The sequence below is a fragment of the Candidatus Nanosynbacter sp. TM7-075 genome (genome assembly GCF_022828255.1).
GTDB lineage: Bacteria > Patescibacteriota > Saccharimonadia > Saccharimonadales > Saccharimonadaceae > Nanosynbacter.
Genome location: NZ_JAJQJW010000001.1, coordinates 39,573 through 57,855 on the forward strand (window position 1 = coordinate 39,573; position 18,283 = coordinate 57,855).

At 42.4% G+C, this 18,283-nt stretch carries 18 protein-coding genes, 3 tRNA genes and 1 pseudogene; 21 read left to right on the top strand and 1 reads right to left on the bottom strand.

Annotated features, from left to right (window positions below; genetic code table 11):
- Nucleotides 1-2 precede the first annotated feature (2 nt).
- Nucleotides 3-1,817: an ABC transporter ATP-binding protein gene (locus LRM42_RS03945; protein ID WP_320412638.1), complete on the bottom strand. Its 1,815-nt coding sequence runs from the start codon at nt 1,815-1,817 to the stop codon at nt 3-5.
- Between the two features lie 156 nt (nt 1,818-1,973).
- On the opposite strand from LRM42_RS03945, the gene LRM42_RS00185 reads away from it, so the two are divergent.
- The 21 genes and pseudogenes from LRM42_RS00185 to LRM42_RS00285 all read left to right on the top strand — a co-directional run bounded on the left by LRM42_RS00185 (nt 1,974) and on the right by LRM42_RS00285 (nt 18,232).
- The gene (locus tag LRM42_RS00185) at nt 1,974-2,366 is read left to right on the top strand and encodes a Fur family transcriptional regulator (RefSeq protein WP_243816308.1); all 393 of its coding nucleotides are present in this window, start codon (nt 1,974-1,976) and stop codon (nt 2,364-2,366) included.
- Nucleotides 2,366-2,695, top strand: a complete 330-nt coding sequence (locus LRM42_RS00190; protein ID WP_129637096.1) for a thioredoxin family protein — start codon at nt 2,366-2,368, stop codon at nt 2,693-2,695. The genes LRM42_RS00185 and LRM42_RS00190 overlap by 1 nt, the downstream gene beginning before the upstream one ends.
- 20 nt (nt 2,696-2,715) lie before the next feature.
- Complete coding sequence (locus LRM42_RS00195) at nt 2,716-3,111, top strand: cupin domain-containing protein (RefSeq protein WP_243816309.1); 396 nt, start codon at nt 2,716-2,718, stop codon at nt 3,109-3,111.
- Nucleotides 3,112-3,143: 32 nt separating this feature from the next.
- Nucleotides 3,144-3,602: an NUDIX hydrolase gene (locus tag LRM42_RS00200; RefSeq protein WP_243816310.1), complete on the top strand. Its 459-nt coding sequence runs from the start codon at nt 3,144-3,146 to the stop codon at nt 3,600-3,602.
- 203 nt (nt 3,603-3,805) lie between these two features.
- Nucleotides 3,806-4,759, top strand: a complete 954-nt coding sequence (locus tag LRM42_RS00205) for a ketopantoate reductase family protein (protein ID WP_243816311.1) — start codon at nt 3,806-3,808, stop codon at nt 4,757-4,759.
- 139 nt (nt 4,760-4,898) lie between these two features.
- Nucleotides 4,899-5,192, top strand: a pseudogene (locus LRM42_RS00210) (uracil-DNA glycosylase family protein); the annotation flags it as partial.
- Nucleotides 5,193-5,289: 97 nt separating this feature from the next.
- Nucleotides 5,290-6,009 (top strand): HD domain-containing protein, encoded by a 720-nt coding sequence (locus LRM42_RS00215; RefSeq protein WP_243816313.1) that lies wholly within the window; start codon nt 5,290-5,292, stop codon nt 6,007-6,009.
- A 66-nt stretch (nt 6,010-6,075) separates the two neighbouring features.
- Nucleotides 6,076-6,423 carry a DUF488 domain-containing protein gene (locus tag LRM42_RS00220; RefSeq protein ID WP_243816314.1) on the top strand — a complete coding sequence of 116 codons (348 nt, stop codon included), beginning with the start codon at nt 6,076-6,078 and terminating at the stop codon, nt 6,421-6,423.
- A gap of 55 nt (nt 6,424-6,478) precedes the next feature.
- On the top strand, nt 6,479-8,056 hold the full coding sequence (locus LRM42_RS00225) for a helix-hairpin-helix domain-containing protein (protein ID WP_243816315.1): 1,578 nt from the start codon (nt 6,479-6,481) through the stop codon (nt 8,054-8,056).
- 50 nt (nt 8,057-8,106) lie between these two features.
- Complete coding sequence (locus tag LRM42_RS00230; protein WP_129634579.1) at nt 8,107-8,481, top strand: phage holin family protein; 375 nt, start codon at nt 8,107-8,109, stop codon at nt 8,479-8,481.
- Between the two features lies 1 nt (nt 8,482).
- The gene (gene secG, locus LRM42_RS00235) at nt 8,483-8,719 is read left to right on the top strand and encodes a preprotein translocase subunit SecG (RefSeq protein ID WP_129631344.1); all 237 of its coding nucleotides are present in this window, start codon (nt 8,483-8,485) and stop codon (nt 8,717-8,719) included.
- A gap of 10 nt (nt 8,720-8,729) precedes the next feature.
- Nucleotides 8,730-10,520: a peptide ABC transporter substrate-binding protein gene (locus LRM42_RS00240; RefSeq protein WP_243816316.1), complete on the top strand. Its 1,791-nt coding sequence runs from the start codon at nt 8,730-8,732 to the stop codon at nt 10,518-10,520.
- A 24-nt stretch (nt 10,521-10,544) separates the two neighbouring features.
- Nucleotides 10,545-10,632 (top strand) — tRNA-Leu (locus LRM42_RS00245).
- A gap of 68 nt (nt 10,633-10,700) precedes the next feature.
- A tRNA-Cys gene (locus tag LRM42_RS00250) sits at nt 10,701-10,774 on the top strand.
- Nucleotides 10,775-10,898: 124 nt separating this feature from the next.
- Nucleotides 10,899-10,984 (top strand) — tRNA-Leu (locus tag LRM42_RS00255).
- A 47-nt stretch (nt 10,985-11,031) separates the two neighbouring features.
- Nucleotides 11,032-11,601, top strand: coding sequence for a LemA family protein (locus LRM42_RS00260; protein WP_129634583.1), 570 nt, complete (start codon nt 11,032-11,034; stop codon nt 11,599-11,601).
- A gap of 63 nt (nt 11,602-11,664) precedes the next feature.
- A complete protein-coding gene (locus LRM42_RS00265) occupies nt 11,665-12,540 on the top strand; it encodes a M48 family metallopeptidase (RefSeq protein WP_243816317.1) in 876 nt (291 codons plus the stop codon).
- 2 nt (nt 12,541-12,542) lie between these two features.
- Entirely contained in the window at nt 12,543-13,640 is a 1,098-nt protein-coding gene (locus tag LRM42_RS00270) for a hypothetical protein (RefSeq protein WP_243816318.1), read from the top strand.
- Complete coding sequence (ligA, locus tag LRM42_RS00275; protein ID WP_243816319.1) at nt 13,615-15,636, top strand: NAD-dependent DNA ligase LigA; 2,022 nt, start codon at nt 13,615-13,617, stop codon at nt 15,634-15,636. The genes LRM42_RS00270 and ligA overlap by 26 nt, the downstream gene beginning before the upstream one ends.
- A gap of 175 nt (nt 15,637-15,811) precedes the next feature.
- Nucleotides 15,812-17,101, top strand: a complete 1,290-nt coding sequence (locus tag LRM42_RS00280; RefSeq protein ID WP_243816320.1) for a glutamate ligase domain-containing protein — start codon at nt 15,812-15,814, stop codon at nt 17,099-17,101.
- A gap of 42 nt (nt 17,102-17,143) precedes the next feature.
- Complete coding sequence (locus tag LRM42_RS00285) at nt 17,144-18,232, top strand: hypothetical protein (protein ID WP_243816321.1); 1,089 nt, start codon at nt 17,144-17,146, stop codon at nt 18,230-18,232.
- Nucleotides 18,233-18,283 lie beyond the last annotated feature (51 nt).

The following is an 18,283-nucleotide window of genomic DNA, read 5'->3' on the forward strand; positions in this document are numbered from 1 at the left end:
AGCTATTCTTCAATAAATCCGCCAGATTGTCGCGCCCATAATTTTGCGTAAACACCGCGTTTTTTATTGATGAGCTCGTCGTGCGACCCGTCCTCGACAATTTTCCCATTTTTCAAAACAATTATACGATCCAACTTAGCAATTGTAGATAAGCGATGGGCAATGACAATTGAGGTTCGATTCTCCATCAACGTTTCCAAGGATTTTTGGATCAACGCTTCCAACTCAGAATCTAGCGCTGAAGTCGCCTCGTCGAGGACTAGAATTGGCGCATCTTTTAGGATTGCCCTGGCAATTGCAACTCGTTGTCGCTGTCCGCCAGATAATTTAATTCCGCGCTCGCCAACCATTGTGTCAAAACCGTCTTTAAGTCCAACGATAAAATCGTAAGCGCCAGCTTTTTTGGCGGCTTCTTCAATTTCTGCGTCAGTTGCATCAGGTCGGCCGTAAGCAATGTTTTCGCGCACGGAGCGGTGGAATAGTAATGGCTCTTGCGGCACGTAAGCGATTTTGGCGCGCAAACTTGCTTGGGTGACTTCGGAAATATCTTGTCCGTCGATGGTAATTTTTCCTGAGTCAATATCAGCAAAACGCAATAGCAATTTAGTGAGCGTAGTTTTTCCAGAACCGCTCGCTCCAACCAAACCTATTTTTTCGCCTGGCTTAATATCCAGAGAAAAGTCGTGAAATAGAGTGTCGCCTTGACCCTCGTCGTGCGTGAAAGTTATTTTATCCATAGAAATTTCGCCACTTGTGACTTCCAGTTTTGAATCGCTTTTATCAATCAATGTCGTTGGCGTTTGTAAGATTTCTACCATATCATTTGCGTTACCGATAATTCGGTTGTAATTGCGCATAATTCCGTTCATGTTCCATAATTCATGCGCGACGCTACCGGTGTAGGTGATAATAAGATAAACGGACGCCACGGACACCAAATCATTCTGGGCTGCGTACACTGCGAAGGCTATTGCTCCAATTTTAATAACCATGTTGATTGACGAATATATAGTGCTGACTTTCAAAAATCCGCGCATTACGTCGAGACTTGAATTTCGCCAAGAACTGACGGTTTTTGCGAAAAATTTCTGTTCCGTAGCTTCGGCGCCGGACGACTTGACTGCTAGAACATTTGAAATTACGTCGGCTAATTGTCCGTTCAATTTATTGCTGGCCTTGGCTTCTTTTTTTGTCAATTTCGCCATTGGCTTGGATCCGTAATAAACGACGATACTGAAAACAATTGAGAAGATGAGTAAGAATAACGCGTATTGCCAAAGAAGGGTTGACAGGACAATTATTGAACCGACCAGTGAAACAACTAGCGGCAAAACTGACCAAATTATCGTGTCCCAAAAACTTTCCACCGCGCCGACTAATTTATTTGTTTGGCTAACGAGCGACCCGCCGAATTTATTTGAGTGGAAGAATAATGTTTGGTTGGTCAATTTGCTGAAGCACTGAGCGTATAAATCTCGTTGCATGGCGGTTTCAAATGTCCAGACGAGATATAAAACTAATCGCCAGCCGATGACGCTTGACCACAATCCACTGACGCTATATAAAGCAATTAGTGTCCATAGGTTTTTTGAGTCGTGTAACTGATTATGTTGGATAATACTAAGAAGTTGAGCAATTATAAGTGGGCCGACAAAAATAGTAACCACAAGAGTCAGCATTGCAAAAAATATTGCCAAGTTTCGGCGGTGTTTGTATGGTACTGACGTTTTCCAAAATAGACGAAATATTTCTTTGCTGTTCGGTTTGTTTTTCAAATCAATTCCTTTCGATGATAAATTAATATTTATAAACTGCACAGAAAACTGAGCGTTCTTAATTATTCAAAGTGTATATTAGAGGAACTCGCCGTCAGGAGTTCATAGACTTTGACTATTATATGTAATATATAGATATAAGTCAATTTATGAAGTAAAGCCCTTGTTTATTTATTGTAAATACTTTACAATAGGAACATGACGCAAATTGTTAGGCGATCAACAAAACACACGAATGATGTGATGGCGATTTTAAAGAGCAAGCATCACGCGACGAATGCGGAAATTGCTCAGGAATTGCGGAACATTCATCCTGAAGTCAGCGACACGACGGTGCATCGGATAACTCAGCGCCTGTGTGGCGACGGGATGATTGGTTTGGCGCCGCCGACAAAAAAAGGTTGCTTGCGATATGATATTCGTAAGGACGATCACGATCATTTTGTGTGCAGCGATTGTGATGGTCTGATGGATATTAAAATTGCCGATGAAATGAGAAAGCAGATTGCGCATGAAATTAGCGATTGTTATATTGACGGCCCGTTGGTTGTGACGGGAGTTTGTAAAAAATGCCAGAAAAGGAGGAAATAATGGCTTTATATGAAATTACAACAAAGCAAGAATTCGAAGATAAGGTGCTAAAAAGCGACGGTCCTGTACTAGTTGATTTTTGGGCGCCGTGGTGTCCGCCATGTCGTGCAATGGCTCCGCTTTTGCATCAAATTGCCGAAGAAACAGAGTTTGATATCGTTAAGGTTGACACTGAAGCAAGTCAGGAAAATGCGCAATTGGCTATGGAATATCGCGTGCAGGGAATCCCAAATATGAAGATTTTTGTTGGCGGCGAGGAAGTTGCTGAAATGATCGGCATGAAGCCAAAGCAGACGTTGATTGACGCTTTGGAAAAAGCTGCGAAATAAAAAAAATAGAAGGGGGATTTATGAAGGGTTTTAGTGGAAATATCGAAAAACTTACGTTAGAAAATGATAATTTTCGTCAGGTTTTATATACTGCGAAGCATTGCCAATTGGTGTTGATGAGCCTGCCTGTTGGCGGGGAAATTGGTTCGGAGGTTCACGAGGAGAATGATCAATTTTTCAGATTTGAGTCTGGCGAAGGTAAGGTTTTGATTGATGGCAATGAATATGCCGTTTCTGACGGTAGTGCGATTATTGTGCCGGCGGGAGCTGAGCATAATGTGATAAATACTGGCAAAGAGCCGCTTAAGCTCTATACTATTTATAGTCCAGCACATCACAAAGATGGCATTGTTCGGGCGACTCGCGAAGAAGCGGAGGCTAACGAAGAAGATTTTGACGGCGTAACTACAGAATAAACTGTCGCCAAAGGAGAAAGTTTCTACTAGTTATGCCTCACAAAGGATCAATAGTCGGCGAGATATTCAGCTCATTCGTGCGGGCAATTTTTCGTGGGGTTGCCTACGTAATGTCGCTAGTTTTTAGGATTGTGCCGAAGAAGGACCGCGTGCGGGTGGTTGTTTATCGTGATGATGGTAAGATTTTATTAGTCAGAAGCCGCTTTAGTCGTCAAGAATGGGCTTTGCCAGGAGGCGGAGTGAATCGTAATGAGAGTTATGAGCAGGCTGCCGTTAGAGAAGTCTCGGAGGAAATTGGATTAAAGATATATAATCTGCGATATCTCGGAAAAGCTAATTCTCATGAATCATATGCCAAATTTTCAGTTCGAGTTTTTGCGGCGCACGCGTCTAATTATGACATAAAATGCAACTTTGAAATAATAGAAGCCCGGTGGCTTAATAGAGATCATCTTCCTGAAGAATACACTTTACTAACTAACGCTTTATGACATAATTGTAATATGGAGAATATAATATGATCAGATAATGTCCGATCCGGCTAACGCTGATTTTACAGAAAAAGGATGGTCGCCCGTTAGTAACTGCACTTAATCATGAACTTGTCGCAAAGTTTGCTAAATGGTTTATGGGATTATATAATGGGACTTATTTTTAAACAAAGACAAATTAGAATTTATGGAGGTGTATATAAATGAAAATATGTATTTTAGGCTTAGGTGTGATAGGTACAACTTATGGATATGTATTTCAAAAAGCAGGACATCAGGTTGAGCATTTAGTTAGGGAAAATAAAAAACAAAATGTTCCAGCAAAGCTGAATATAACTATATTAGACGGACGTTATGATAATAAGGGAGAAGAAAAAACAGATACATACACTGTAAATCTCGCAAAACCGGATACAAGTTATGACTTTATTCTTTTGAGTGTTTCACGCGGAAAAATAAAAGATGCTATAGCAACACTTTCGCAAAACAACATTACGGGAAGTTTGATATTATTCTGTAACTTTTGGAACAGTCGCAAAGAGATTGAAGAAATAGTAGGTAATTTTAAATACATTATAGGATTTCCTACTGCTGGTGGAAGTATGATACAGCAAGAGTTGAACTGTGTTTTATTTGACCATATAATGCTTGAAAGCAAGGAAAAAGCAAGCATTCCAAACTATAGAGATTTGATAGAGCTTCTTAAATCTACAGACCTAAAAACAGAAGTTCCTTATGATATGGTGGAATGGATATGGATTCACATGGCAATAAATGCAGGTGTTACTTCTACTGCTGCACGAGCAGGAAAAATTGATGACCCAAAACAGCTTGCGATTAATCTTATGAGAGATTCCCGCGCATTATCTATAGCAGTGAAATCGGTAAGAGAAACTGTTAAAGTAGTAAAAGCTAGAGGGGTCAATTTGAAATTATATAAAAATGAACTTCTTCCTTACAAAATACCTTCTACTGTCGCAGGTATGATAATGAAACGAATGTTTGCAGGAAATGAGCTCACGAGCAGAATTATGACGTTACATAATGATGTAGAAGACATTATGTATGGATGTAAAAGTATTTATGAGTCTGGAAAGCAAGAAAATCTGGATTTACCCTTATTTTATTCAAATATGGATAAAATCTTTAATAAATAAATTCAGCTTCATAAATTTCCAGTTTGTTGAGGTAACATTTTTTAACGATAACCTTAAGCTATCGTTAAAAAGTTCATGGATACATTCCTGCATACGAATGTGGCTACTTGACATACTTGGTGTTCACTCTGTTCTTGTGGACTTGCCGCCACGTCTGGACTTTGCTAGAAAATGACATCCGCGTTTGTTGGCTCAAATGCCGAATGTACGATTGACTATACTGGTTGGGTCTTATGCTCAGAAATACTATTTGAACCATCGCGTTGAACGTAGCTTAACGGCAACTGTATCTAATTTCGACACATATTTACCAGATTATTTTCCGTTGGTTCATCCATCGCCACTTAACATTGGCTGGCGTAAGCGTAATCCATGGTTTGAAATAGATGTTGTGCCGGTTTTGCAATCTATAGTTAGGGAATCGTTGTTGTAATAACAATAATTTAATATAGACTATCCTCCCAGAAAATATTACGCTTTGTATATTAATAAGCGCCAGTAGGCGACGCTGTTTTATGTATAATATGAGTATGAACGATCGACAAATTTCCCAGCTTGAAATAGCAAAGACTAAAGTTCGGCAGTTATTGGGCGGCGACACTTCGGGGCATGCCGATGATCATGTCGAGCGAGTAGCGTTGCTGGCGGAGCGTTTCGCTAGCGAATGCAGCGAATCAGTGAACCTGCAAGAAGTGTTATTGACGGCTTGGCTGCATGATGTTGATGATTATAAATTAGTCGGTAAAACGCAGGCGGAAAAATTGACGAACGCAGTAGATATTATGGCGCAGGCAGAGATAGCTGATGATTTAAGTCAGGTTGTGCTGGAAAATATTGCGGCGATTGGTTATAGCAAACGGCTGAACGGCAAGCAGCCGCAGCGGCTGGCAGGGAAATTGGCGTCTGACGCTGATATGTGTGATGCTATTGGTGCGGTCGGCATTGAGCGGGCGTTGACTTATGCTTGTCGTCACGGCGGTCGGATTTTTGATCCTAAAGTTTGGCCGAATGTCAATTTGGCGGCGCACGAATATAACGCTGATGGCAATACGCATGACACTGACGGATTTATCAATCACTTCTTTGAGAAACTGCTGAAATTGAAAGGTTTGATGTTGACCGAGCCAGGACGAGCAGAAGCAGAAAATCGTCATCAAATTATGGTTGATTTTCTTCGCACCTATTTTCACGAAAAGAATGCGCCCGAGTGGAGTGAGTTTTTGGAGGAATATTTACGTAGCATCAATTAAATATTGAAGAATGGTTAGCTTTCGCTTTTTATTGATCTGATCAATAATTTGTAGTTATATGAAATTATGACAAAGTATAAAATTGAACGGATTTATGAGTCGACCGCGTCGGACGATAGTTATCGTGTGCTGGTCGATCGATTGTGGCCGCGCGGAATTAGCAAAGAACGAGCTGCATTGAACGAGTGGAATAAAGAAATTGCCCCGACTGATGAATTACGCAAATGGTTTAATCACGATCCAGAAAAATTCCCGGAATTTTCTCGCCGTTATATGAAGGAGCTGGATAATAATCCTGCGGCTGCCGAAGCGAAGAATAATTGGGGTAAACAATCTGCAGTTACACTTCTATATGGCACCAAAGATACGGAACATAATCAGGCGATAGTTCTCAAAAAGTGGTTGGAAGATTAGTCAATCGCTAGAAGAATGCTTGCATAATTGGCGTATTTAGATTGTAATATATTTAATGAATCAAGCACTGCAAGCCAAGCTAAAAACTTTGCCGCGAACGCCCGGCGTTTATTTTCATAAGTCGGCGAGCGGCGAGGTAATTTATGTTGGTAAGGCGGCGGTTCTTAAAAATCGCGTACGCCAGTATTTTCAAGATTCGCGCGGGCGAGACAATAAAACTATGGCGCTAGTGGCGGAGATTTTTGATACTGATTGGATTGAAACTGAGAGTGAGGTTGACGCGCTATTCTTGGAAAGCGAGATGATCAAGCGGTATATGCCGCGATACAACGTTCTGCTGCGTGATGACAAATCTCAGATGTATGTTCGGATTGATATGAAAAGCGATTGGCCGACGGTTAGTTTTACGCGGAATCCTGCCGATGACGGTGCAGATTATTTTGGTCCGTTTTACAATGGTTTTGCGCTGAAAAAAGCGTTGCGCTATTTGAGGCGAATTTTTCCGTATCTCACTCGCCAAAGACGCCCTGGTCAATCAAAGTTGGATGAGGATTTGGGTTTAAGCCCGAAGATAAGTGATGGTTCGGACGCGTATAAAGCTAGTTTGCATAAATTGATAAGTTATATCAAGGGAAACCGCAAGGCTATTGCCGTGGAGCTGGAACGTGATATGAAAACGGCTGCGGGGCTTCATGATTTTGAGCGGGCGGCAAGTCTGAGGAATAAGTTGCGCGCCATGCAAGAACTTCAGCGACGCGTTATGTTTGGCGACAAAGAATTTTTGGATATTTCAAAAGACAAGGCGCTGGCTGATTTAGCAAAACTACTTGGCTTAAAAAATATTCCAGTGCGAATTGAGGGCTATGATATTTCGCATATGAGCGGACGTCAAGTTGTGGCGAGTATGGTGGTCTTTACGAATGGTGCGAGCGATCGTGCGGAATACCGCAAATTTAAGGTGAGCGAAAAAAACGACGATACTGGAAATATGTATGAGGTGATTTTTAGGCGACTTGGCGAGCGAAATGTCAAAAGCTGGGGCTGTCCAGATCTGTTGTTGATTGACGGTGGAAAAGGTCAACTTTCGGCAGCGATTAAGGCAAGAGATGAGCGCGGAATAAAATTGCCGATTATTAGCATTGCCAAACGCGAGGAAGAAATTATTATTCATAAAACTGGCTCACAAATTGACGTAACGCGCATTGGAGAGTTGCAAAAATCTATTCATCAGGACATCGCTATTTACGAAGACAATGATGTGTATGTGGTAAATTTGCATCCTGCTCAGCGCAACGCCGGATCTCATTCAAAGAATCTACGAGGCTCTGCTATCGATGACGGTTCCAGCCGGGGCAATTTTACAAAAAGTTCTATTGCGACGACGGATATTGTCAAACTTTTCCAGCGGATTCGTGACGAGTCGCACCGATTTGCTGTGAGCTATCATACGGCACTGAAGCGTCAAAATCAGACGAAAAACCAACTGGAAGAAATTCCGGGGATTGGTCCAAAGACGCGTGCGAAATTGTTGAGGAAGTTCGGTAGTGTGAAAAAAATTATCGAGGCGGATTATGCGGAATTGCAGGCGGAAGTTGGTGCGAAAAAGGCAGATTTGATTAAACGATTGTCTTAAGTTTTGGCGACCAATCGACAATAAAGCATAAATTATATATAATAAGACTAATGAAAAGACAATTTGCAACGTTTTTGATTCGGCTAATTCTTAACTCGGTAGGTATTTGGGTTGCGGTGCGGCTACTTGGAAATGAAACTCCAGGTGCAACCTCTGCGTGGACATTTATGATGGCTGGGTTGATATTTTCGGTAGTGAATAGCGTATTGAAACCAATTGTTACAATTCTAGCTCTGCCAGCAATTCTATTGACCTTAGGATTGTTTACTTTAATTGTGAACGGCTTTATGGTTTACATTTCGTTAGCTTTGGCGCCCGGGATTTCTATGACTTTTGCGCATTCAATTATTGCCGGGATTATACTGAGTTTGGTAAACTATATTATAAGTAGCGCGCTGGTTTTGCAGCGGGAAGAAAAGGAGTAATATGTCAATTGATACAATTTTACCGTACGTGACGCTTGGATCTGCCGTACTGATGATTATCGCAATTTTGTTGCAACAACGAGGCGCAAGTTTGGGCGCAGGATTCGGCTCGTCTGGGGAATTATTCACTACTCGTCGCGGATTTGATAAAAACTTGTTCGACGTAACTATTGTTTTTGCGGTGATTTTTGTGCTATCGATTTTGGCAAGTATGATTTTGCCGGGATTGCAAAAATAGGAGAATAGATTTGAGCTCGGATAATTCGTCATGGAATCGTTTTGCGCGGCTAAAAGTTTCCAGTAAAGATGTCAATAAGCGTCTGCGTAAGATTGAAAAGGGAAGCTTGCGCCATGCACATAAATTCGTGACATCCAGGTTAGACCGTTTGTCTAATGTGCGACGTCGGGTTTCTGTCTGGATTATTCTAGTATTGGTGATGATTGGCGCCAGTGCGGTGCAGTGGCATATTTCTCGCAATTCTTTCACGACAATGGCGTACACTTCTGGCGGATCATACTCTGAGGGTGTGCTGGGTCCTTTGGAAAACCTAAATCCAATTTTCGCAAAAACCAATGCTGAAAAATCCGCCGCGAAATTGCTATTTTCAAGTTTGTATCGATATGACTCAACGGGCAATATAAAGGCTGACATGGCGGACAGCGTCAGTGTGAACGATAAAGAAACTGAATATATAGTCAAACTGAAGAAAGGTCTGAAGTGGTCGGACGGACAAGACCTAACGGCGGACGATGTAATCTTTACGTTGAAGCTATTGGCGAATCCAGAAGTTGGAGCTGAAATATCAGGCTGGAAATCCATAAAATTCGAGAAAGTGTCTGACGATTCGGTAAAGTTTATCTTGCCGTCGTCATATTCGCCGTTTGTCCACGCTTTGACATTCCCGATTATCCCTAAACATATATTAAAAGATGTTAAACCGTCGAATTTACGTGAACATGATTTTAATAAGTCGCCCATATCCAGCGGTCCATTCGCCTTTAGATTGCTGCAGAATGTAACGAGCGATGGTAGTAAAAAAGTGCTATATTTGCAGTCGAATAGCAATTATTATGGCAGCACGCCTAAGTTAGAGCGATTCCAGTTGTACGCGTATCCGACACAGGATGATATTGCGAAAAGTTTGCGTACGCGAGAAATTACAGGAACTCCAGAATTGATTTATAACGATCAATCCGCCGAGGTAAAATCTATGTACGCTGCAGAAGCGCATTCTTTGAATAACGGAGTTTACGCGCTGTTTAATAACAACAGTCAGTTCTTGCGATCAAAAGCTGTTCGCCAAGCTTTGTCGCTCAGCGTTGATACGTCCAAGTTACGCCAATCTTTGTCATTATCTACAGAAGAATTATCTGGTCCAACGCTTAACAAATTCCTGGGAAAGAATTCGAATTCGTCTAGTTATGACGTCAAGAAAGCGAAATCTCTACTTGACGCTGAGGGCTGGAAGAGTGTGAATAATGTTCGTCAGAAGGGAAATGATAAGTTAAAGCTCAACGTAGTTGTTTTGAAGAATAGCAATTACGAAAAGGTTGCCAGGTATTTGGCTCAAGTTTGGTATGATGAACTGAATATAGAATCGGATATTAAAGTTGTCGATCCGAACGACGCCACTCAAAATATTCTTCAGACAGTTTTGCAGCCGCGCAATTTTGACGTGCTGGTTTATGAGCTCTCCTTGGGTGGCGACCCTGATGTTTACGCCTATTGGCATTCTTCGCAGGCAACCAATAATGGTTTAAATTTCTCCAATTACAATAACGCGATAGCGGACGATGCTCTGGAGAGCGGTCGATCTAAAATCTCGGCAAAGCAACGCGCTGATCGTTACGCGAAGTTCACTGCCATTTGGCAAGCGGACGCTCCAGCGATTGCCTTGTATCAGCCAAAGTTTGACTATATTCATATTCGGAACGTTAAAGCTCTCGACGCAAGCACTGAAGTCGTCAATCCTGTCGATCGTTATGTCGATGTTCAATATTGGGCGACAGAGAAAAAGTCCGTTTACAAAACCCCGTAATCGGGTATAATGGTAAGTGGCTATGCGGGCGTGGCGGAATTGGTAGACGCGCTAGCTTGAGGGGCTAGTGAGCATTGCGCTCGTGGAAGTTCAAGTCTTCTCGCTCGCACCAAACATATTGCAATTATTGGATGAATTGTTTGTGATATGTTTTGTAAAATCTGATATAATAAAGGCGGTGGCGCGTTGGCGGAGCGGTTACGCAGAGGTCTGCAAAACCTTTTAGACGAGTTCGACTCTCGTACGTGCCTCCAATTTTTGATGAATAGTCCTGAGTATTGGGCTATTTTTTATTTTGCGAAATTATACAATTTACTTAGCGGATATAGTATAATATAAGCAGTCTGGCGCGTAGGTGTCTGGATTGTATGTAAATAAGCGCGAGTGGCGGAATTGGTAGACGCGAGGGACTTAAAATCCCTTGACCAAAAGTCGTGCGGGTTCGATTCCCGCCTTGCGCACCAAAGTTGTAAAGAAAGTAATATTGAATAGGAAAGGGACAAGGTAAGAAATGAGTCCATTGGTAATTGTACTTATTGTTACAGTGGTAGTTTTATTAGTACTCGTAGGAGTTGTAATCGGTGCGTACAATGGTTTGGTTGTATTGCGTAACCGCGTAGAAGAGGCGTGGAGTGACATTACTGTTCAGCTAAAGCGCCGAACTGATTTGATTCCAAATTTGGTCAACTCAGTAAAAGGCTATGCTACACATGAAAAAGAAGTGTTTGAGAAGGTTGCAGAAGCTCGTTCAGCAATTATGAATGCCGGCAGCGTGGCTGAAACCGCTAAAGCTGAAAACGCTTTGGAAGGCGCTTTGAAGAGCTTGTTTGCCGTATCTGAGGCTTACCCAGAGTTGAAAGCAAACCAGAACTTCTTGCAATTGCAACAAGAATTGGTTGACACTGAGGATAAAATCCAAGCAGCTCGCCGATTCTACAACGGTGGCGTTCGCGACCTGAATACGAAGATTCAGACTTTCCCAACAAATATCATCGCGGGAATGTTTGGCTTCCAAGCTAAGGAATTCTTCGACGTTGAGGATCGTGCAAGCGTCGAAAATCCAGTTGAAGTAAAGTTCTAATCGAACCCTGAAATGAAAATCGCTCGTCTATTTTTGGCGGGCGATTTTTGATATAATTAACATATGTACAATGCAGTTTCTCAAAACAAACGCAACACAATATTAATTATGTCTGTGTTTGTGATAATTATTGGAATTATTGGTCTGTTTATTGGAGCGGCAACTGATAGCTATTCATTGGCACTCATTATTTTTATATGTGCAATATTATATGCTTGGCTGCAATATTTTATAGCTGGCAAGTTGGCTATGATGATGACTGGCGCTCAGGAAATTAGTAAAAATGACGCTCCTGAACTTTGGCGAGTAGTGGAAAATTTGTCTATCGCTTCTGGTATGCCGATGCCGAAAGTCTATATTATCGATGATCCAGCTCCAAATGCTTTTGCGACTGGTCGCGATCCAAATCATGCCATCGTTGGTGCAACTACTGGGCTTTTGGATATTATGGACAAGCGAGAGCTGGAGGCGGTTATGGCGCATGAAATGAGCCACGTGCGAAATTACGACATCCGTGTGAGTATGATTGCTTTTGGTCTGGTTAGTGCGATTGGTCTATTTGCAGATTTGGCACTTAGAATGATGTTTTATAGTGACGATCGTGACAGGGATGTCAATCCTATCATCTACGCTTTCGGGTTGATTGTGGGTATATTGGCGCCGCTTTTGGCAACGATAACTCAATTGGCGGTTAGTAGACAGCGTGAATATCTGGCAGATGCTTCGGGAGTGCTATTGACGCGAGACACTGAAGGGTTAGCAAGCGCGCTGGAGAAATTGCGCCAATACGGCAGACCAATGCAAAAACAAAGCTCTTCCACCGCCAATTTGTTCATGAATAATCCTTTGAAGCCTGGATTTTTCTCAAAACTATTTAGTACTCATCCACCGCTAGAAGACAGGATTGCAAGGCTGAGAAATAACGCAACAAAGATGTAATTATGGCAACGAAAACCTCCAAAAAACGAGTAGTCAAGAACCCTAAGAAGTCAAATGCTGATCATAAAAAAGGTGTATGGCCCGGTATTAAGCGTGACTTTGGTAAATTAAATCAGCAGCGGCGTAATTTTCTGCAGCGCCGACCTCATCGTAGTTTTCGGTTAACTAAGCGACGAGATTACCAACGAGATCTTAAAATTCCAGGATATTGGTCGCTGACTAGTGAGGCTTGTCGTCTGGTGTGGCGCAATAAGAAAACTTTTTTGGCGTTAATTATCGTTATGTCGATATTGACGTTTGCCTTAGCCAGCGTCATGTCGCAAGACACATACCAACAACTTAAAGACGTGATGAATCAGGCTGAGTCGAATGGATTTGGCGGGATTTATACAACAATTAGCCTATTCTCTGGCGTTGCGGTTAGTTATATTTCCGGTAGTGGAACGGCTGGCGGAAATGTGCAGCAAGCGGCGGGAATCTTTCTAGGACTATTAACTTGGTTGTCGTCCGTTTGGCTAACGCGAGCTATTTTAATTGGTAAAAAACCGAAAATGCGCGACGGTTTGTATAGCTCTGGGTCGCCCATAATTGCGCTAATAATTGTTATCGGGGTTTTCTTGATTCAAATGGTGCCGGCGGCAGTGGCGGTGATTATTTATAGCGCGCTTAATGCTTCGGGAGTGTTAAATCAAACGCCGATTCTGATGGCGGCTGGCGGTGCGGCGATTCTGATAGTGGCGATGTCCGTCTATTGGGCGACTTCTACGGTTTTTGCGATGATTATTATAACACTGCCGGGGATGTATCCGTTTCACGCGCTGCGTCTGTCGGGCGATATTGTGACTGGGAGAAGATTACGGATTTTACTGAGATTCGCGTGGGCGGTTATTCTGTCCGTGCTTTTGTGGGCGGTAGTTTTGATTCCAGTAATTCTGCTTGACGGCGCGCTGAAGGGATGGATTAGCGGCATTGACTGGTTGCCAATTGTCCCGACGACTGGCTTGATTTTACTTTACGTAACGATAGTTATGATTTCTGTGTATGTCTATTTGTTCTACAGAAAGGTGGTTGAAAGTGACACCAAAAAAACCAAGAATTGACGAAATTAAAGACCTGCTAAATCGTTATAGCTATGAATATTACACCTTAGATAAGCCGAGCGTGAGCGATGCGGTTTATGACAGTCTGATGGATGAGCTGAAGAAAATTGAATCGGATCATCCGGAACTGATTACTATTGACAGTCCTACGCAACGAGTTGGGAATAAGCTGCTTGACGGTTTTCAAAAAGTGGAGCACGCGCGCCGAATGGTCAGTTTGAATGACGTTTTTGATAAAAGTGAAGTTGAGGCGTGGATTGAGCGAACTGATAAATTAATACCGGGTCAGCGACATGAATTTTTTACGGATATAAAAATGGACGGATTGGCGTGCGCGTTGATTTATGTCGACGGTGTATTGTCGCAAGCTGTGACACGTGGCGATAGTTTTGTTGGCGAAGATGTAACGAATAATGTTCGGACTATTAAAAATGTACCGCTTCGTCTGCGTGAAGCGGCGGGTTTTGAAAATTTTTTGCGTGGTCGGACAGAGATTCGCGGTGAAATTGTTATGTTGAAACGGGATTTTGAGGAGCTTAATAAAAAGCAGAAATCTCTAGGGTTGCCTACATTTGCTAATCCGCGCAATTTGGCTGCGGGGACAATTCGTCAATTAGATCCTGCGCTGGTGGCGGCGCGCCCGTTGCATTTTCGCGGATATGATGTGATTCGCGATGATAGTTCGGAAGTTCCGACGAATAGTTTTGCTTACGAGGCTTTGACGGCGCTGGGGATTTCTCGCAATCAGCAGGCTAGTGTTTTTGACAATTTGTCCGACGTGATGAAATTTGTTGATGAATGGAGCGACAAGCGTCATGATTTGCCGTTTAATACGGACGGGCTGGTTATTAAGATTAACGATCGAGAGATATACAACAATCTCGGTATGGTGGGTAAAAATCCGCGCGCGGCGGTGGCTTATAAGTATGCGGCCGAAGAGGCTACGACGATCGTTCGAGATATAGTAATTTCTATCGGGCGAACTGGCGCGGCGACTCCGGTGGCTGTGTTTGATCCAGTGGTGGTGGCGGGAACTACGGTGCAGCACGCCAGTTTGCATAACGCCGATGAAATTGAGCGTTTGGATATTCGGCGAGGCGACACTGTAGTGATTTTTAAGGCTGGCGATATTATTCCGCAAGTTGAGAGTGTCTTGAAGGAATTGCGACCTGCAGATTCTGAGCCAATTGATTATGAAGCAGAATTAAAACGGCAATATCCGGAGCTGGAATTTGTGCGACCGGAAGGTGAAGCTGTTTACCGAGTTAAGGGCTCTAATGGCCCGCTGATTTTGAAGCGAGCTTTGGCGCATTTCGCGTCTAAGGGTGCGCTTGATATTGATACGCTTGGCGAAAAAAACGTGGAAGTTTTGATTGACAATGGTTTGGTTGGCGATTTGGCGGATATTTTTATGCTCACTAAAGACGATTTGTTGAAACTGGATCGGTTTGCTGATATTTCTGCACAAAAGTTAATATCGGCAATTGCTGATAAAAAACGTCCAGAATTAGAGCGATTTTTGTACGGTCTGGGAATTCGTCATATTGGAGCGCAAACGGCGATTGATTTGACGAATCATTTTGAGAGTATGGAAAATTTGGCGAAAGCGACGATTGACGATTTGCGACAAGTTGATGGCGTGGGTGAAATTGTTGCTGAATCTGTGGTGGCGTGGTTTGCTGATGAGGATAATGTAAAATTGCTCAATAAATTCACCGAGCTAGGCGCCGTTCCTCAGTTTAATAAAAAATCTGGTAGTTTGAGCGGAAAAAGTTTTGTCATCACAGGTACTCTGAAATCTATGGGACGCGACGCTGCTGCGGATAAAATTCGTAATCTCGGTGGAGTTTTTCAAACTGCAGTTTCTAAAGACACGACATATTTGGTGGCTAGCGGTAAGGTTGGTGCTAGCAAATTGAAAAAGGCTGAGCAATACGGCACGAAAATCATTAACGAAGAAGAACTATTGAAAATGATAAGCAACGTAGGTCAATAGTCGCAGTGGGATATAAAGCTTGTGTTTTTTTGGGCGATAATGCATAATTAAACATGAGCTGGTACGCATAGGGGCATTCTCCTATGCTTGCCAATTGAAAGACAAACACATATTCAAATATGCCCCGGGTGGGCGCGTAGCAGCTCTTCTATAATGCTTATGGTATGATATAGTTATGGTTACTGTTTCAAAAAAAGGGGAAGAAAAACTAGCAAAATTAGTGCGAGAATTTTTTGCTGTTCATCCAGATGTGAAGCTTGTGGCGATAACTGGTAGCGCCGGAAAGGCTAGTGCAAAAATAGCTATCGGTACGGTTTTGGCGCAACAATTTGATATTCAACTTCGCAATGAAGAGCCAAAGACGAAAGCTGATGTTTTCCTTCAGATGATGGGCGTGAAGATGCCTGAAAAAGGCCTTTTCAAATGGTGGAAGGTGATGCGCGCCGTAAAGAAGAGGATTAAGGCTGAAAAACCGGAAGTCCAAGTGATTGTTCAGGAATTTAATCCAAAGGAACTTGGCTATAACGATTGGTTTAAGGCTTATGTTGTGCCGGATATTACAGTTGTAACTTCTGTGACAAATGGTCGAATGCAGGTTGAATATTCCTTGGAGGAAGTGGCGAATGAGATGATTTCGCTGGCGAATTTCTCGCGAATGGCGATGATAAATCGTGATGACATTGACGGGCGTTTTGCTAGCTTTTTGACGAATCCCAATATCACTACGTACGGAAGTGATCCCGTGGCGGAGTATAATTTTGACGATCGTAATTTTTCTCTGAAAGATGGACATCACGGCTTTATTGTGTCGCCAGAAAATCCTAATGGGTTAGAAGTCAACGTTAAGCTAATTGGCGAGCATAATATTCGTCCAGCGATCGTGGCGGCAGCTATTGGGTATGCGTTTGGCGAAACTGAGGATAATATAAAAAAGGGCATAGAAAATTTGCGCCCACTGCCTGGTAGGATGAATTTGCTGAAGGGTGCGGACAATACTTGGTTGATTGATGATAGCTATAGTTCGACGCCGTTGACTGCTTTAGCGGCTTTACAATCTTTGTATCGAATTGAGACTCCGCAGCGAATTGCTGTACTTGGCAATATGAATGGCTTAAAGGGAATTTTCGAGCAAGCCCACGCCGAACTTGGTTCTCATTGTAGTCCGGATTTGTTGGATTGGGTTGTGACGGTTGGTGAGAAAGCTAATCAATATTTGGCGCCGGCCGCTCGTCAAAAAGGCTGCCAGGTGAAGGAATGTAAGAATGCCATCGAGGCTGGGTCTTTCGTGCGCGACAAATTGAAATCTGAAGGCGTCGCGTTATTTAAGGGTTCAAGCGGCGGTGTATGGCTAGAGGAATCTATAAAAATCAACCTTCATAGCACTGAGGACGATAAATACTTAGTCAGGCAAACGCCGGAGTGGATTGCTAGGAAAAACCAATTTTTCTCACAATTTAAAGATTAATGTGATATATTAAATTCAAGGTATATAAAACAAGGGGGAATGATGGATCAAGGTAATCAACCTGCACCGCAGCCGCAATATAACGGCGTGCCGATGCAACCAAAAAAGAAGAAAACGGGATTGATAATTGGCATAGTGCTGGGAGTCATAGCTCTTATTGCTATTATCTCTGCTGTGCTAGTTTATTTCTTGTGGTGGCAGAATCCAGAAAAGATGGTTACGGACGCTGTGTCTAACGCTATCATGGCAAAGAAGATGACTGCCGACGGTAAGGTAGTTATTGATATGCGCGACCAAGGAAAAATAGAGCTAAACGTAAAGACTGCTACTGATTCGGGGAAATCAAAGGCGAATATTGACGCTAAGCTTGATATTAAGGGAGTTGAGAAAAATATTCCTCTTAAAGGTGATGCGGTTCTTGATAGTGACGGAACGATATACGTGAAGATAAATAACTTTAAGGATTTGTATGGCACTTTGCTTGAAGTAGTTATGGAATCTTCGTCTGGCGGAAATCTATCAAGATCTCAAATAGAAACTTACCGCGATCAGGCATTGGAGAAGATGAGCTCTGAGATAGATAAAATGAGCGACACGTGGATGAAGATTTCTCCAGATGAAATCGGTAGCGAATACAAGTGTGGGATTAACGCTCTGAAGAAAATTCAAAGTGACGAAAGTGCGCGTAAGGAATTGGCTCAGATTTATCAAAAGAATAGTTCCTTCACAATAAAAGATTCAAAGATTAGTGATCGTAATGGTGGACGTGGTTTTGAATTGCAAGGTAATAATAAATCTAATTCGTCAAAATTTGATGAAGAGTTTAAGAATTCATCAGTCGGTAAGGCGCTCGGTAAGTGTGGAAAATCGAATAGTCATGATAGCAAAGACGAATCGACATCTATTGACGAATCTTCATTGAAGGTGTGGGTTGATAGGTCATCTCATGAGTTGAAAGCCTTAGAGTTGAAAGGTGATAGCAAGAAGGCTTCTGTAGAAATTTCATTTGACATCAATGTGAATAAATCTGAAGAAATCAAGGTTCCTTCGAGTGCTGAGAGCTTGAAAGAGTTTATAGAAGGTTTTATGGAAGGGTATTCGAGCGGATTGTCATCAACCTCGACTAGGTAAATAACTTAATTGCCTAATAATAATCCCGTTCGTAATGAGCGGGATTATTTG

Coding starts and splice junctions, on each gene's coding strand:
- LRM42_RS00280 (WP_243816320.1), top strand. CDS start 15,812: ATGGTTACTGTTTCAAAAAAAGGGGAAGAAAAACTAGCAAAATTAGTG.
- LRM42_RS00185 (WP_243816308.1), top strand. CDS start 1,974: ATGACGCAAATTGTTAGGCGATCAACAAAACACACGAATGATGTGATG.
- LRM42_RS00230 (WP_129634579.1), top strand. CDS start 8,107: ATGAAAAGACAATTTGCAACGTTTTTGATTCGGCTAATTCTTAACTCG.
- LRM42_RS00220 (WP_243816314.1), top strand. CDS start 6,076: ATGACAAAGTATAAAATTGAACGGATTTATGAGTCGACCGCGTCGGAC.
- secG (WP_129631344.1), top strand. CDS start 8,483: ATGTCAATTGATACAATTTTACCGTACGTGACGCTTGGATCTGCCGTA.
- LRM42_RS00265 (WP_243816317.1), top strand. CDS start 11,665: ATGTACAATGCAGTTTCTCAAAACAAACGCAACACAATATTAATTATG.
- LRM42_RS00270 (WP_243816318.1), top strand. CDS start 12,543: ATGGCAACGAAAACCTCCAAAAAACGAGTAGTCAAGAACCCTAAGAAG.
- LRM42_RS00195 (WP_243816309.1), top strand. CDS start 2,716: ATGAAGGGTTTTAGTGGAAATATCGAAAAACTTACGTTAGAAAATGAT.
- LRM42_RS00225 (WP_243816315.1), top strand. CDS start 6,479: ATGAATCAAGCACTGCAAGCCAAGCTAAAAACTTTGCCGCGAACGCCC.
- LRM42_RS00205 (WP_243816311.1), top strand. CDS start 3,806: ATGAAAATATGTATTTTAGGCTTAGGTGTGATAGGTACAACTTATGGA.
- LRM42_RS00190 (WP_129637096.1), top strand. CDS start 2,366: ATGGCTTTATATGAAATTACAACAAAGCAAGAATTCGAAGATAAGGTG.
- LRM42_RS00215 (WP_243816313.1), top strand. CDS start 5,290: ATGAACGATCGACAAATTTCCCAGCTTGAAATAGCAAAGACTAAAGTT.
- LRM42_RS00260 (WP_129634583.1), top strand. CDS start 11,032: ATGAGTCCATTGGTAATTGTACTTATTGTTACAGTGGTAGTTTTATTA.
- LRM42_RS00200 (WP_243816310.1), top strand. CDS start 3,144: ATGCCTCACAAAGGATCAATAGTCGGCGAGATATTCAGCTCATTCGTG.
- LRM42_RS00285 (WP_243816321.1), top strand. CDS start 17,144: ATGGATCAAGGTAATCAACCTGCACCGCAGCCGCAATATAACGGCGTG.